Genomic DNA, 14,385 nt, shown 5'->3' with positions numbered 1-14,385 from the left:
TGCCGATATGTTCATTTTGCAGTGCAGCAGTTGATCTTGTCTTCCGCGCGCGCTAATCCAGAAAGCATGCAGCGTTTTCCAACACCTCTTCTGGACGGCTATCGCAACTTCATGAACGGGCGTTATGCCGACGCCCGCGACAGGTATCGGCAGCTTGCCGAAAACGGTCAGGACCCCCATACGCTTGTCATTGCCTGTTCGGATTCCCGCGCGGCACCGGAGCTGATCTTCGATGCCGGCCCGGGCGAGCTCTTCGTCATTCGCAACGTCGCCAACATGGTGCCGCCCTACGAGCCGGACGGCCATTTCCACTCGACCTCGGCCGCGCTCGAATTTGCGGTACAGGCGCTGAAGGTCTCGGATATCGTCGTGATGGGCCATGGACGCTGCGGCGGCATCCGCGCAGCGCTCGACCCGAATGCCGAACCGCTGTCGCCTGGCGATTTCATCGGCCGTTGGATGTCGCTGGTCAGACCGGCCGCCGAGCAGATCCAGAGCAACGACGTGATGACGGCGGCCGAGCGGCAGACGGCGCTTGAGCGTGTCTCCATCCGCAATTCGATCAACAATCTCAGAAGCTTCCCCGACATCAAGGCTCTCGAGGAAGCGGGAAGCCTTCATCTCCACGGCGCCTGGTTCGACATTTCGACCGGTGAACTCTGGGTCATGGACGCCGAGACACGCGACTTCATTCGTCCCGAAATCTAGGGACATGCCGGTTTATCAGTTTTTTAAGGATTGTTGCTAAGCTCGCCGTCAATTGGTCGCGCACGACCGACGTTTCGATCAGCGTGGCGATTGTCCGGCGGCGGCTTTGATTCCCGCGTATGAAAAACGCCGCATATCGCAGCGGCGTTTCGAGTATTCTTATCGATGAGAGCCTATCTGCCGTCGATCTGCTGACCGATATAGGCGATCGCCTGCTGGTAGACGCTGGCGGCGTTCCAGCCTTGGATGGCGACGAAATTCGGCTCTCCGGGCTGATAGCCGGCGCCGGCGCGCCAGCCGTGGCCCTTGAGGAAATTCGCGGTCGAGGCCAGGGCATCGGCGCGGGAACCGACCATGTCGACGCGGCCGTCGCCGTCGCCATCGGCGCCGAAGCGCACGACATTGCGCGGCAGAAACTGCGTCTGGCCGATTTCACCATGGGCGGCACCCTTGGCCTGCGGGCTCAGATAGCCCTCGGAGACGAGCTGGAGTGCTGCATAGAGCTGGTCGGTGAAATAGTCCGAACGACGGCAGTCATAGGCAAGGGTCGAAACAGCCGACAGCGTATGCTGGTTGCCCATATAGCTGCCGAAACCGGTCTCCATGCCCCAGATCGCGATCAGCGGGCCGGCCGGAACGCCGAAACGGCGCTCGATCGAGGCAAAAAGTGCCTGGTTGGCGGCCTTCATGCTGCGGCCGCGGGAGATGACGGCGGCCCCGCCGCGCTTCTGCATGAAAGCGTCGAAGGAGAGCTTGAAGCTCTTTTGGCCTCGGTCGGCGGCAATTGTCGGCCTGTTGTAATTGACGTTGGCGAAGGCGCGGTCGAGGACCGAGCGGCTGACGCCGTTTGCCGCTGCTTCCTGCTTGAAGTCGGCGACCCATGCACCGAAACCGCTGCTATTATTGCCGCATTGAGCGCCCTGGGCCGCCGCCGGCAGCGCGTGCAGGACGCCCGCCGCCGTAAACGCCGCCAGAAAGAATGTTGTCATGCGCATGAGAAACCCCGCTTCCGATCTACTGAAGCGCGCCGCGGCCAAACGGGGCCATGCGACGCGCTCAAAGTCTTCGTTCTGTTCATGTCGCTGTCCCGAACCGCTGCACGGTTTTGGACGGCATGCTTTGGCTTGATGCTGGGCAGAATGCCAGCCGAAGGCGATGTTGTCACGACCGCCTTTTTCAGCAAGCGCTTATGGACAGAAGCGTCCACAATTCGGCAAAAAGCCCTGCCTTCATCATCAGCAGGGCTTTAGCATATTATGGTTTACAAATGGTATCAGGCGGCCTGCTTTCGCGGCTTGACGAGTCCACGATTGACGAGCAGCTCGGCGATCTGGATGGCGTTCAACGCAGCACCCTTGCGCAGATTGTCGGAGACCACCCAGATGTTGAGGCCGTTTTCGACCGTTGCGTCCTCGCGGATGCGAGAGATGTAGGTCGCATCCTCGCCGGCGGATTCATATGGCGTGATGTAGCCGCCATCCTCGCGCTTGTCGATGACGAGGCAGCCCGGTGCATCGCGCAGGATGTCGCGGGCCTGATCGGCGGTGATCTCGTTTTCGAATTCGATGTTGACCGATTCCGAATGACCGATGAAAACCGGCACGCGCACCGCCGTGCAGGTCACCTTGATCTTCGGGTCGAGCATCTTCTTCGTCTCGGCCAGCACCTTCCATTCTTCCTTGGTGTAGCCGTCCTCCATGAAGACGTCGATGTGCGGGATGACATTGAAGGCGATACGCTTGGTGAACTTCTTGTTCTCGATCGGATCGGCGACGAAGACGGCGCGCGTCTGATTGAAGAGCTCGTCCATGCCGTCTTTGCCGGCGCCGGAGACCGACTGGTAGGTCGAGATGACGACGCGCTTGATCTTGGCGAAGTCATGCAGCGGCTTCAGCGCCACCACCAGCTGGGCGGTCGAGCAGTTCGGATTGGCGATGATGTTGCGCTTGGTGAACTGGCTGATGGCATCCGGGTTCACTTCCGGCACGATCAGCGGCACGTCGGCGTCGTAGCGCCAAGCCGAGGAATTGTCGATGACAATGCAGCCCTGCTGGCCAATCTTCGGGGAGAACTTCTTGGAAATCTCGCCGCCGGCCGACATCAGGCAGATGTCGGTATCGGAGAAATCGTAATTCTCCAGATTGGAGACCTTCAGCGTCCGGTCACCGAAGGAAACCTCGGTGCCCTGCGAACGCGAGGAGGCGAGTGCCACGACCTCATCGGCGGGGAAGCCACGCTCCGAGAGGATGTTGAGCATCTCCCGGCCAACATTTCCGGTCGCTCCCGCAACTGCTACTTTGAAACCCATTTCTCAAGCTCTCTTTCTCTTCTCTCCTCTTGTCCGGTGAGGGGAAAGGCGCGATCAATCGCGTCTTCCTGTCCCCAGCCGAGCCGGGGAGAGAGCGGCAGGCCAGAGACGTCAGACGGTTTTCGTCGTCGTTTTGGCCTTGATTTTGGCAGAAACCGGAACGGCAATATCCACCCCGGCAACCCGTGCCCGGTCATTGCATTCGGCAATGGCGTGTTCGTCGCGAACCATGGAGATTCCTTTTCCGCTGTTGCTCTTAGAAGGTTTTCCACAGGAGTCAAGGTTTTTGCGCTCAGAGCCTGCAGGTGAAAGCGGCGGCCGCAATCCTGCGACATTTTGTCATGCCGGTGTCATCCTCGGGAGGTATCCCGGCCGGGTTGTTAATGTCTGCAACGAAAACGGGGGTTTTCCATGCGTACGCTTCTCGCCGCCTTTGCGGCCACCACCATCCTTGCGGGCGCCGCTCAGGCGACGACGGTCTATCCGCTTGATCGCGCGACGATCCTTGCCGGTTCGCCGTTCGATTTCAAGGTCGAGCTCAACAAGCAGGTTAAGGCCGAAGATGTGAAGATTACGGTCAATGGCCAGGACTACAAGGCCGTGCTCGAGGGCGAGGCGCAGTTCGTCGAACTGGAAAAAGGCAAGGACGACAAGGCTCTCGGTTCCGCTATCCTGCTGCGCGGCCTGAAGATTTCCGCGCCGGGCGACTACAAGATCGAAGTCGCGGCCGGAGACGAAACGAAGTCCGTCACCTGGAACGTTTACGAAACGGCAGCCCAGCCGAAGGCCAAGAACATCATCTTCCTGCTCGGCGACGGGCTTTCCGTTGCACATCGCACCGCTGCCCGCATCATGTCCAAGGGCATGACCGAAGGTAAGGCGAATGGCCGCCTGAATATGGACGATCTCGATCGCATGGCTTTCATCGGCACGTCGGCGACGAATGCCGTTGCCACGGACTCGGCCAACACCATGTCCGCCTACATGACGGGCCACAAGACAGCCGTCAACGCGATCGGCGTTTATGCGGACCGTACGCCGGCCTCTCTCGATGACCCGCGCGTTGAAACCTTCGCAGAAGCCGTTCGCCGCCTGACCAAGAAGGCGATCGGCATCGTTGCAACGGCGGAGGTCGAAGACGCCACGCCGGCTGCGGTCGTATCCCACACCCGCAACCGCGGCGACAAGGCCGACATCGTCGGCATGCTGCTCGACGTCAAGCCGGAAGTCCTGCTCGGCGGCGGCTCGGCCTATTTCCTCGGCAAAGAAGTTCCCGGTTCCAAGCGCAAGGACAATCAAGATTACATCAAGCTTTTCCAGGATGCCGGCTACAAGCTAGCGACCGACAAGAACGAGCTCGCAGCCAATGCATCGGCTGAAGGCAATCTCCTTGGCCTGTTCCACACCGGCAATATGGACGTCACGCTTGATCGCGAGTTCCTGAAGAAGGGCACCGTCGACAAGTTCCCGAACCAGCCGGGTCTCGTCGCCATGACCAAGGTTGCGCTCGACCGCCTCTCCAAGAATCCTGATGGTTTCTTCCTGATGGTCGAAGGTTCGTCGATCGACAAAATGTCCCATCCGCTCGATTGGGATCGCGCCGTCATCGAAACCATCGAATTCGACCAGGCGATCGGCGTTGCCCGCGAATTCCAGAAGGCCCATCCGGACACGCTGATCGTCGTCACCGGCGACCACACGCATGGCGTATCCATCATCGGTACCGTCGATGATGAAAAGCCCGGCACGGAAATGCGCGAAAAGGTCGGGACCTATGCCGAAGCCGGCTTCCCGAACTACAAGGACGAAAACGGCGACGGCTATCCCGATAAGATCGACGTCAGCCGCCGACTGTTTCTCAGCGCCAACAACGGCCCTGACCACTATGAGACCTTCGGTCCGAAGCTCGATGGTCCCTTCGTTCCGGCCGTCCAGAACGAAAAGAAGGAATACGTCGCCAACGAACAGTACAAGGATGTTCCAGGCGCAGTCTTCGTTCAGGGCAATCTTCCCAAAAGCAGCGAGAGCGGCGTCCACGCGGTCGACGACGTCGTTCTGCAGTCGGCTGGTCCGGGCGCTGAAGGCTTCCACGGTTACCTGGAACAGAGCGACGTCTATCGCGTGCTCGCCGACGTCTTCGCTCTCGGCGCCAAGCAGACGAACTGATCTGGCAAGGCCGCTTGCCGGCCTTGCCTCTTTCATCGATCATGGTCCCGGCCGTTCAGCGGCCGGGATTTGCTTCTTGGAGGTCGCCATGGAAACAGTTTCTTCGTTGCATCTCAGCCGCCGCCGGCTGATCGGCGCCGCCATTATGCTTCCCCTGACCGCTTCCCTCGTTCGCGCTGCCGATTCTTCGCTCGCGTTCGGTGAGCTCTACGGCAAGTTCGGCGTGCTCGGCCTTGAATTCTCAGACAAGGTGAAGCGCCTTGCCGGTCAGGACATCAGTATGAAGGGCTTCATGGCGCCGCCATTGAAGGCCGAGGCCCAGTTCTTCGTGCTGACCGAAGTGCCGATGTCGCTCTGCCCCTTTTGTTCCTCGGATGCGGACTGGCCTGATAATATCGTGGTCGTCTATCTCTTGGAGAAACAGACCTTCGTGCAGTCGCGCCAGACGATCGAAGTGCGCGGCACGCTGGAATATGGTTCGTGGACGGATCCGGACACCGGCTTTGTCAGCCTGCTGCGAATCCGCCAGGCCGAATATTTCGCCGTCTGAACCGATATGCTCGCTCTCGATATCGAAAACCTGACCGTCACCTTCCCGGGCCTGTCCTCGCCGGCACTGGCGATCGGCCGCCTGTCGATCGATGCAGGCAGCAGGGTCGCCATTACAGGCGCGTCAGGCTCCGGCAAGAGCACCTTCGTCAATATCGTTGCCGGGCTGGAGCGGACACGGCAAGGCCGCATCCGCTGGAACGCCGAGGATATCGCGAGTTTTTCAGAAAGCCGGCGCGACCGGTTCCGTGCCGCCAATATCGGCCTGGTCATGCAGGAGTTCCATCTCTTTCCCGGCCTGTCGGCGGTGGAAAACGTGCTGCTGCCGGCGCGGCTCGCCGGCGCTGCGACAGTTGATGTCATCGAGCGGGCGCATGCACTTTTGAGGACGGTCGGTCTTTCCCGCCCCGGCCAGAAAATCGAAACCATGTCACGCGGCGAGATGCAGCGTGTGGCGATCGGCCGAGCGCTGCTGCGCAAGCCCGGCGTGATCATCGCCGACGAGCCGACCGCAAGCCTCGATGCCGAAAGCGGCGAGGCGGTCGGCGATCTCATCCTCGATCTGGCCATTGCCGAAGGCAGCACGCTGATCGTCGTTTCACACGACCATCGCTTGGCCAGCCGCCTCGACCGGCGCATCACCTTCGGTTCCGGCCGGATCAGCGAAGATTCCGCGACGACGGCGGGAGAGGCTGCATGATCCGCTTCATCCTTTCCGATCTTCGTCGCCTCTGGGCGGGGTCGCTGGTGGTCGTGCTGCTGGTGGCGCTTGCGACTGCGCTTGGCGTTTCCGTCGTCCTGCAGGAGCGGGCGCTTCGTCTCGGCAGCGCACGCGCTGCCGACAAGTTCGATCTTGTGATCGGCGCCGGCGGCAGCGAGACGCAGCTCGTACTGTCCTCCGTCTTCCTGCAGCCCTCGCCGCTGCCGCTGATGCCGGGCGAGGTCCTGGGCAAGCTTGCCGCGGATCCACGGGTCGATTGGGCAGCCCCGATCGGCTTTGGCGATTCCTTCTCCGGCTATCCGATCGTCGGCACAACGACCATGCTGGCGGAGAACCTGTCCGGCGGTTTAGCAGAAGGCAAGATTTTTGCGCGCGAGGGCGAGGCAGTGATCGGCTCGGCCGTCAAGCTGCCGCTCGGCGGCGAGATCAAGCCGATGCACGGATCGCTGGAAGAGGGCGGCGAGACCCATACCGAGCTCGTCTATCATATCGCCGGCCGTTTGCGGCCGACCGGCACCACCTGGGACCGAGCGATTCTTGTTCCGATCCAGGCCGTCTGGCACATCCATGGCATGGAGGCGGAGGAGCATGCGGAGAATGGCGCCGAGGCTCTACATGATGATGAGCATGAGGAAGCCAGCGCCGATCATGGGCATGGGCATCACGGGAAAGCCGATCCCGATGCCGCGCTTGATGAGAGCTGGACTGCGGAAGCTCCCGGCCTTCCCGCCATTCTCGTCAAGCCGAAGACGATCGCCGATGCCTACAAGCTGCGGCAGGACTATCGCAGCGGCAATACCGTCGCCGTCTTTCCCGGCGAGGTGCTGACCAATCTCTATGCCACGCTCGGCGACGCCAAACAGATCCTCGTCGCGGTCGCCTCCGGCGCGCAAGCTCTCGTCGCAGCCTCGCTGGTGCTGGTCACGGTCATCCATATCGGCCAGCGCCGCCGTCAGATTGGCGCGCTGAGGGCCTTCGGCGCCCCGCGCGGCGCGATTTTCGGCATCGTCTGGCTCGAATTCTTCTTCCTGGTGGCAATTGGCATCGCACTCGGATTCGCGCTCGGTTATGCCGCGGCCCTCATCTTGTCCGGCATGCTCTCACAAACGAGTGGGGTCGCCATGCCGGTCGGCTTCGCGCGGGAAGACGCCTGGCTTGCGGCCGTGCTGCTTGCCTTTGCCACAATTCTTGCCGCGCTGCCGGCAGTGCTCGCCTACCGGCAATCGCCGGCGCAGGCGTTGAGAGCGTAACGGTCCACATCACAATCCGCGGCGAAGCCTTCTTCCAAACCTCCGGCAGCTCCATCGTCACGGCGGTGGCGAGCTTGATGCGCATGACAAAGCGTGGCGCCATTAGACTAAAGTCATAATCCCAAAGCATCTCTCTTTTTGATCTGTCGTTTCTGGCACACTCTCGTCAGGCGTGTCGTGGCCAGGGGTATGCTTTGAGGAAAGTAGGCCGCGCGCGTGCTCATCACTCTGTGGAGGACAGACAATGGCAAATGTCGCAAGCGTCGACGGCGCGAAGGCCGGTCCGATGACCGGCGAGGAGAAGAAGGTCATCTTCGCATCTTCGCTCGGCACCGTTTTCGAATGGTACGATTTCTATCTCTATGGTTCGCTCGCCACCTATATCGGCGCGACCTATTTCACCCAATATCCTGAGGCAACGCGCAACATCTTCACGCTGCTTGCCTTTGCCGCCGGCTTCCTGGTACGCCCCTTCGGCGCGCTGGTGTTTGGCCGTCTCGGCGATCTCGTCGGGCGCAAATACACCTTCCTGGTGACGATCATGATCATGGGTCTGTCGACCTTCCTCGTCGGCGTCCTGCCGGGCGCCGCCACGATCGGCATCGCCGCCCCGATCATCCTGATTGGGCTGCGCCTGCTCCAGGGTCTGGCGCTGGGTGGTGAATATGGCGGTGCGGCGACCTATGTCGCCGAACATGCGCCGAACGGGCGCCGCGGCTACTTCACCTCGTGGATCCAGACAACGGCGACGCTTGGCCTGTTCCTGTCGCTGATCGTCATCGTCTTTGTGCAATATCTGATGGGTGCGGCTCAGTTTGCCGCCTGGGGTTGGCGCATTCCGTTCCTGGTCTCGGTCGTCTTGCTCGGCGTTTCCGTCTGGATCCGCTTGAAGATGAACGAATCGCCGGCGTTCCAGCGGATGAAGGCGGAAGGCAAAGGCTCCAAGGCGCCGCTGACCGAGGCCTTCGGGACGTGGAAAAATGCCAAGATCGCGATCATCGCGCTGCTCGGCGCCACCATGGGCCAGGCGGTCGTCTGGTACGGCGGCCAGTTCTATGCGTTGTTCTTCCTGCAGAACGTGCTGAAGGTGGATCTGTTCTCGGCCAATGTCATGGTCGCCATCGCACTCCTCCTCGGCACGCCGTTCTTCGTCATCTTCGGCGGTCTCTCCGACAAAATCGGCCGCAAACCGATCATCATGGCAGGTCTTCTCATCGCGGCGGTGACCTATAATCCGCTGTTTAAGGCGATGACCTGGACGGCGAACCCGGCGCTTGCCGAAGCGCAGGCTTCGATTCGGGCAACGGTGACTGCTGATCCGGCGGATTGCCGGTTCCAGTTCAACCCGACCGGTACGGCCAAGTTCACCAGCTCCTGCGACGTGGCAACGGCGTTCCTGACGAAAAACTCGGTGCCTTACGATGTCGTGCCCGGTACCGCCGGGCAGCCGGCAACGGTGAAGGTCGGCAACGCGACGATCCCAAGCTTCGACGTCGTCGCTGCCGGCAACAAGGCCAAGAGCATGACCGCCGCCTTCGAAAAGGGTGTCAACATCGCGCTCCACGATGCCGGCTACCCGCTGAACCGCGGCGCCGTCAAAGTGCCGGATGCCAAGCTCGATGCCTTTATCGCAGCCAATCCGGAACTGTCGCTCAACGCCGATGCCGTGCGCGCCGGCGAGAAGGAAACCGTGCCGGCGGCCAAGCTGGTCGAGACCAAGCTGCTGACTGCGGATGAGGCCAATGGCGTCACCGACATGGCGGTCTATAACATCGCCAATGGCGGTAGCTTCGCCATGGTCGCCGATCCCAACCGCGTCAACTGGATCGGCACGATCGCCGTGCTGTTCGTCCTCGTCCTCTATGTGACGATGGTCTACGGCCCGATCGCCGCTCTGCTGGTCGAGCTCTTCCCGACCCGCATCCGCTATACCGGCATGTCGCTGCCCTATCACATCGGCAATGGCTGGTTTGGCGGCCTGCTGCCGGCGACGGCCTTCGCGATGAGCGCTGCCGCAGGCGATATCTACTACGGTCTCTGGTACCCGATTGTCTTTGCGACGATCACGCTGGTGATCGGCCTGATCTTCCTGCCGGAAACGAAGAACAGGGATATCCACGCAATGGATTGAGAGGCGCGTCAGCGCTCAAGAAAAGAAGCCCGGCGCTCACAAGGCGCCGGGTTTTTTCGCGTCGGGGAACAAGCGCTTGGCGAGCGGCCAGCCATCCGGCGCCAGCTTGAAGAGCAGGCCACAGCGCGCAAAGACGATCGCCGTCAGCAGCGAGAACCAGGCGCCGAAGGCAAGGCCGGCGATGACGTCGCTCGGATAGTGGGCGCCGACCATGACACGTGTCATGCCGAGCCAGATCGCGCAGACGATGAAGGCAACGCGATAGCGCGGAAACAGCAGTGCGAAGGCGGCGAAGAAGGCGCCGACCGTGGTGGAATGGCCGGACGGGAAACTTTCGAAAGCGGCATGGCCTGAGAAGGGCGTGAAGGAAAAGATGCCGTAGTCGTGGAAATGATCGGGACGCGCCCTGCCGATCGCCCGCTTCAGCAGATTGGCGAGCAGGCCTGAGAAGACGACCGTGGTGAAGAGATAGGCGCCGATCCAGCTGATATAGAGCGCCTGCGCCTTGGAGCGCGCCGTCTTGACAAGCTTGTAGCCTGCCCGTCCCTGAAAGAACAGCAGGATGCTGATGTAGATCAGCCAGGCGGAATCACCGAAGCCGGTCAGCATCTCGCCGAGGTGCTTCACCGGTGCAGGAGCCTCGCTGGCGCCGATCGGCGCGTCGAAGAGCAGCATGGAAAGGATCACGGCATTGAGTGTGACGAAGAGGCAGGCCTGCCAGCGCAAAGGCGGCATGCCAGCGCCATTCCGGCGCCAGCGCCTGTTCAGGGAAGCCCAAAATGCCCGCATTCCGTCGTCCGTTCAAATTTGCCCTAAAGTGCCACGACGCGCTAAGGACGCTCTATTATTTTGAGTTGGCGCATAATCCATTGGAAGATCGCTTCCAATGGATTATGCGCCCGTTAAAATCCGGCGCAAAAATACACGAGATTGTGGCCGAGGATAGTCGGTTTGGGATAATTCGACCAAGCCGATGCGGTTCGCGGCCTTGAGAAAAAAGCCCTCCGCAAGAATGCTGCGAAGGGCCGGAACTGTTTCACGTGAAATATCAGGCAGAAAGCGTCTTGAATTCGGCGAGGATCGTATCGCCCATCTCGACGGTGCCGACCTGTCTTGCGCCGTCGGCCATGATGTCGCCAGTGCGGATGCCCTTGTCGAGCACGTTGGCGATCGCCTTTTCCAGATCGTCGGCTTCCTTCACCAGATTGAAGGAGTAACGCAGGCACATGGCGAATGAGGCGATCATGGCGATCGGATTGGCGATGCCCTTGCCGGCAATGTCGGGGGCCGAGCCATGCACCGGCTCGTAGAGCGCCTTGCGCTTGCCGGTCTTGCCGTCAGGCGCGCCGAGCGAGGCCGACGGCAGCATGCCGAGCGAGCCGGTCAGCATGGCGGCGACGTCTGAGAGCATGTCACCGAAGAGGTTGTCGGTGACGATCACGTCGAACTGCTTGGGCTGGCGCACCAGCTGCATGCCGCCGGCATCGGCCAGCATGTGTTCGAGCTGGACGTCAGAATATTTTGCCTTATGCGTCTCAGTCACCACCTGGTTCCAGAGCACGCCCGACTTCATGACGTTGCGCTTTTCCATGGAGCAGACGCGATTCTGCCGCGTGCGGGCCATTTCGAAGGCGACGCCGGCGATGCGCTCGATCTCGTAGGTATCGTAAACCTGCGTGTCGATGCCGCGCTTCTGGCCGTTGCCGAGGTCGATGATCTCCTTCGGCTCGCCGAAATAGACGCCGCCGGTCAGCTCGCGGATGATCAGGATATCCAAGCCTTCGACCAGTTCCGGCTTCAGCGACGAGGCCGCAGCAAGGGCCGGATAGCAGATGGCGGGGCGCAGGTTCGCGAAGAGTTGCAGATCCTTGCGCAGGCGCAGCAGGCCAGCTTCCGGGCGCACTTCGTAAGGCACGCTATCCCATTTCGGGCCGCCGACGGCGCCGAAGAGAACGGCATCGGAGGCAAGCGCCTTCCGCATGTCGGCTTCCGAGATCGCCGCACCATGCGCATCATAGGCGCAGCCGCCGACAAGGCCTTCGTCGGTGACGAAACCGGCATTCATCGCCTCGTTCATATAGGCGATGATCTTGCGAACCTCGCCCATGGCCTCGGGACCGATGCCGTCACCCGGCAGCAGGAAAAGATTGCGCGCTGTCATGAAACCCTCCTGGGAAAAACAAGTTGCGGTTTCTTAGACCCCGGAAATGGGCATTTCAAGCGACAGAAGCGGTGAATCGGTACGCATCGCTCTGAGCAGCGATGATTGCTCCTGCGCCCGCAAACGGATTAGAAAGGTAGCTCCTAGCTTTATTTCCCTGGATGGTTCCCCATGCCTTTCGTACCTCTCCATCTCGACACGCCCTTGGTTCAGACAGCACCTGGCCATAGCGCCAGCGGCAAACCGCTCTGGCTGAAGCTTGATGCGCTGCAGCCTTCCGGCAGCTTCAAGCTGCGCGGCGTCGGCCGACTTTGCCAGTACGAGGTGGAAAATGGCGCGCGCGAGATCTTCTGTGCTTCTGGCGGTAATGCCGGCATTGCGGCGGCTTATGCCGGCCGGGCGCTCGGTGTGCCGGTCACGATCGTCGTGCCGGAGACGACGGCGGCCGATGTCCGCCAGACGATTGCCGCAACGGGCGCCAATGTCCTCGTTCATGGTTCGGTTTTCGACGAGGCCAATGCCCATGCAGTCGAACTCGCCCGAAGCCGCAAGGCAACCTATGTGCACCCCTTCGACCATCCGCTTCTGTGGGATGGCCATGCCACGCTGATCGACGAGGTGGTGGCGAAGGGGGCAAAATTCGATTGCGTCGTCACCAGCGTCGGCGGTGGCGGGCTGCTTGCCGGCATTGTCGAGGGCTTGAAGCGAAACGGGCTTTTCGATGTGCCTGTTATCGCCGTCGAAACGGAAGGGGCGGCTTCGCTGAACGCCAGTCTCAGGGCGAATGAGCGCATCACCCTTTCCGCCATTACTTCGATTGCCAATTCGCTCGGCGCGCGGCAAGTGGCGCAGCATGTCTTCGACCTGCCGAAGCAGCATCCGATTGAAAGTGTTGTCGTCAGCGACGCCGATGCCGTTGCCGCCTGCCTGAAATTTGCCGATGCGCAGCGCATTCTGGTCGAGCCGGCTTGCGGCGCGGCCCTTGCCGTTGCCGATGTGCATGCCGGACTGCTTCAGCGCTTCGACCATCCGCTTATCGAAGTCTGCGGCGGCATCGGTGTGTCGCTCGAAAAACTCAGGGGCTGGAAAGAAAAATTTCTTTGACCCACACCAAAGAAAAAGCCGGGCAAATGCCCGGCTTGATCGGTAATCGATTGGATTGGGCTCAGGCTGCCCAGGGGTGCGAAGCGGCATTCTTCTTTTCGAAGTTGTCGATCGCCTTGCCTTTTTCCAGCGTCAGGCCGATATCGTCGAGACCGTTCAGCAGGCAGTGGCGCTTGAATTCGTCGAGATCGAACTTGATCAAGCCACCATCGGGACCGGTGATCTCGAGGTTTTCGAGGTCGACGGTGAGGATGGCGTTGGAGCCGCGCGAGGCGTCGTCCATCAGCTTGTCGAGATCTTCCTGGCTGACCTTGATCGGCAGAATGCCGTTCTTGAAACAGTTGTTGTAGAAGATGTCGGCGAAGCTGGTCGAGATCACGCAGCGGATGCCGAAATCGAGAAGCGCCCAGGGGGCGTGCTCGCGCGAGGAGCCGCAGCCGAAATTATCGCCGGCAACGAGGATCTTGGCATCGCGATAGGCCGGCTTGTTCAGCACGAAATCCGGGTTTTCTGAGCCGTCCTCGTTGTAGCGGGCTTCCGCGAAGAGGCCGGTGCCGAGGCCGGTGCGCTTGATCGTCTTCAGATAATCCTTCGGAATGATCATGTCGGTGTCGACGTTGACGACCGGCAGCGGCGCTGCAACGCCCGTGAGCTTCACGAATTTATCCATGATCCATGCTCCATTTCAGCAAATCTACTTTCTGAATTTGCATCTAGTCCAGTTTTTCGCCGAAATGAAGGAGAATCTTTTCACAGACGGCGGCCACGCGACGTTTCGCGCGGTCCGCCGATTGAGGCTGTCCCTTATTTGGACGGCGCGTTCAGGCCCCAGAGGACGCCGAACGGATCACGAAGCTGGCCGTAGCGGTCGCCCCAGAACATCAGTTCGACCGGCATGACGATTTCGGCGCCGGCAGCCACGGCACGGTTCCACCAGAAATCGATATCGTCGACCACCAGCTGAATGGCGAAGCCTTCATGGCCTTTGAAGGGATGACCGTATTCGGGATAGGCATCCGACAGCATGAGGGAGCTGCCGTTGATGTAAAGATGCACATGCATCGTTCGGCCGCTCTCGTCGACCGGCACGAGATAGGCCTCTTCGGCGCCGAAGGCCTTCTTGTAGAATTCCGCAGCTTTCACTGCGCCGTCGATCGTCAGATAGGGCAGCAGGCCATTCTTGACCGGTGGCATCTTGGTCGGGTTGCTCTCTGTCGTCGTATCCATGCTTGTCCTCCATTCGTTCTGAAGCGCCGGCTGAATGCCCGGCTGCTTCAAAGACGTAAC

14 protein-coding genes are annotated in these 14,385 nt (G+C 60.9%); 7 read left to right on the top strand and 7 right to left on the bottom strand.

What is annotated here, in order from left to right; all coding sequences use genetic code 11:
- Positions 1-66 precede the first annotated feature (66 nt).
- A complete protein-coding gene (locus N2600_RS22200) occupies positions 67-708 on the top strand; it encodes a carbonic anhydrase (protein ID WP_020486152.1) in 642 nt (213 codons plus the stop codon).
- 173 nt (positions 709-881) lie between these two features.
- On the opposite strand, the gene N2600_RS22195 is transcribed toward N2600_RS22200, so the two are convergent.
- The 3 genes from N2600_RS22195 to N2600_RS34490 form a co-directional block, all read right to left on the bottom strand.
- Complete coding sequence (locus N2600_RS22195) at positions 882-1,703, bottom strand: lytic murein transglycosylase (protein ID WP_162114974.1); 822 nt, start codon at positions 1,701-1,703, stop codon at positions 882-884.
- 278 nt (positions 1,704-1,981) lie between these two features.
- Positions 1,982-3,016: an aspartate-semialdehyde dehydrogenase gene (locus N2600_RS22190; RefSeq protein ID WP_017966032.1), complete on the bottom strand. Its 1,035-nt coding sequence runs from the start codon at positions 3,014-3,016 to the stop codon at positions 1,982-1,984.
- Between the two features lie 111 nt (positions 3,017-3,127).
- On the bottom strand, positions 3,128-3,340 hold the full coding sequence (locus tag N2600_RS34490; RefSeq protein ID WP_170260831.1) for a hypothetical protein: 213 nt from the start codon (positions 3,338-3,340) through the stop codon (positions 3,128-3,130).
- 87 nt (positions 3,341-3,427) lie between these two features.
- Between N2600_RS34490 and N2600_RS22185 the strand changes: the two genes are divergently transcribed.
- The 5 genes from N2600_RS22185 (at position 3,428) to N2600_RS22165 (ending at position 9,833) form a co-directional block, all read left to right on the top strand.
- Positions 3,428-5,182, top strand: a complete 1,755-nt coding sequence (locus tag N2600_RS22185) for an alkaline phosphatase (protein ID WP_260297410.1) — start codon at positions 3,428-3,430, stop codon at positions 5,180-5,182.
- Positions 5,183-5,270: 88 nt separating this feature from the next.
- A complete protein-coding gene (locus N2600_RS22180; protein WP_017966035.1) occupies positions 5,271-5,732 on the top strand; it encodes a hypothetical protein in 462 nt (153 codons plus the stop codon).
- 6 nt (positions 5,733-5,738) lie between these two features.
- Entirely contained in the window at positions 5,739-6,431 is a 693-nt protein-coding gene (locus N2600_RS22175) for an ABC transporter ATP-binding protein (protein WP_260297409.1), read from the top strand.
- Positions 6,428-7,702: an ABC transporter permease gene (locus N2600_RS22170; RefSeq protein ID WP_260297407.1), complete on the top strand. Its 1,275-nt coding sequence runs from the start codon at positions 6,428-6,430 to the stop codon at positions 7,700-7,702. Before N2600_RS22175 ends, N2600_RS22170 begins: the two co-directional genes overlap by 4 nt.
- 244 nt (positions 7,703-7,946) lie before the next feature.
- Positions 7,947-9,833, top strand: a complete 1,887-nt coding sequence (locus tag N2600_RS22165) for an MFS transporter (protein ID WP_260297405.1) — start codon at positions 7,947-7,949, stop codon at positions 9,831-9,833.
- Between the two features lie 36 nt (positions 9,834-9,869).
- Here the strand turns inward: N2600_RS22165 and lpxE are convergent, their stop codons facing one another.
- On the bottom strand, positions 9,870-10,622 hold the full coding sequence (gene lpxE, locus N2600_RS22160; RefSeq protein ID WP_222384345.1) for a lipid A 1-phosphatase LpxE: 753 nt from the start codon (positions 10,620-10,622) through the stop codon (positions 9,870-9,872).
- 259 nt (positions 10,623-10,881) lie between these two features.
- A complete protein-coding gene (leuB, locus tag N2600_RS22155) occupies positions 10,882-11,994 on the bottom strand; it encodes a 3-isopropylmalate dehydrogenase (protein WP_260109717.1) in 1,113 nt (370 codons plus the stop codon).
- 171 nt (positions 11,995-12,165) lie between these two features.
- Here leuB and N2600_RS22150 point away from each other — a divergent pair, with 171 nt between their 5' ends.
- Positions 12,166-13,098, top strand: coding sequence for a pyridoxal-phosphate dependent enzyme (locus N2600_RS22150; RefSeq protein ID WP_222384347.1), 933 nt, complete (start codon positions 12,166-12,168; stop codon positions 13,096-13,098).
- Between the two features lie 61 nt (positions 13,099-13,159).
- Here the strand turns inward: N2600_RS22150 and leuD are convergent, their stop codons facing one another.
- Positions 13,160-13,768: a 3-isopropylmalate dehydratase small subunit gene (gene leuD / locus N2600_RS22145; protein WP_130675953.1), complete on the bottom strand. Its 609-nt coding sequence runs from the start codon at positions 13,766-13,768 to the stop codon at positions 13,160-13,162.
- Positions 13,769-13,902: 134 nt separating this feature from the next.
- Entirely contained in the window at positions 13,903-14,325 is a 423-nt protein-coding gene (locus N2600_RS22140) for a VOC family protein (protein ID WP_017966042.1), read from the bottom strand.
- Positions 14,326-14,385: the final 60 nt, after the last annotated feature.

The sequence above is a fragment of the Rhizobium sp. WSM1274 genome (assembly GCF_025200775.1).
In the GTDB taxonomy this organism is placed as follows: Bacteria; Pseudomonadota; Alphaproteobacteria; order Rhizobiales; family Rhizobiaceae; genus Rhizobium; species Rhizobium leguminosarum_I.
The sequence above is the reverse complement of the archived record's forward strand: the minus strand, read 5'-3'. Positions and strand labels throughout refer to the sequence as shown.

What these genes read in the sequence shown, in the direction of transcription:
- N2600_RS22200 (WP_020486152.1), top strand. Translation starts at nt 67, where the DNA reads ATGCAGCGTTTTCCAACACCTCTTCTGGACGGCTATCGCAACTTCATG.
- N2600_RS22195 (WP_162114974.1), bottom strand. Translation starts at nt 1,703, where the DNA reads ATGCGCATGACAACATTCTTTCTGGCGGCGTTTACGGCGGCGGGCGTC.
- N2600_RS22190 (WP_017966032.1), bottom strand. Translation starts at nt 3,016, where the DNA reads ATGGGTTTCAAAGTAGCAGTTGCGGGAGCGACCGGAAATGTTGGCCGG.
- N2600_RS22185 (WP_260297410.1), top strand. Translation starts at nt 3,428, where the DNA reads ATGCGTACGCTTCTCGCCGCCTTTGCGGCCACCACCATCCTTGCGGGC.
- N2600_RS22180 (WP_017966035.1), top strand. Translation starts at nt 5,271, where the DNA reads ATGGAAACAGTTTCTTCGTTGCATCTCAGCCGCCGCCGGCTGATCGGC.
- N2600_RS22175 (WP_260297409.1), top strand. Translation starts at nt 5,739, where the DNA reads ATGCTCGCTCTCGATATCGAAAACCTGACCGTCACCTTCCCGGGCCTG.
- N2600_RS22170 (WP_260297407.1), top strand. Translation starts at nt 6,428, where the DNA reads ATGATCCGCTTCATCCTTTCCGATCTTCGTCGCCTCTGGGCGGGGTCG.
- N2600_RS22165 (WP_260297405.1), top strand. Translation starts at nt 7,947, where the DNA reads ATGGCAAATGTCGCAAGCGTCGACGGCGCGAAGGCCGGTCCGATGACC.
- lpxE (WP_222384345.1), bottom strand. Translation starts at nt 10,622, where the DNA reads ATGCGGGCATTTTGGGCTTCCCTGAACAGGCGCTGGCGCCGGAATGGC.
- leuB (WP_260109717.1), bottom strand. Translation starts at nt 11,994, where the DNA reads ATGACAGCGCGCAATCTTTTCCTGCTGCCGGGTGACGGCATCGGTCCC.
- N2600_RS22150 (WP_222384347.1), top strand. Translation starts at nt 12,166, where the DNA reads ATGCCTTTCGTACCTCTCCATCTCGACACGCCCTTGGTTCAGACAGCA.
- leuD (WP_130675953.1), bottom strand. Translation starts at nt 13,768, where the DNA reads ATGGATAAATTCGTGAAGCTCACGGGCGTTGCAGCGCCGCTGCCGGTC.
- N2600_RS22140 (WP_017966042.1), bottom strand. Translation starts at nt 14,325, where the DNA reads ATGGATACGACGACAGAGAGCAACCCGACCAAGATGCCACCGGTCAAG.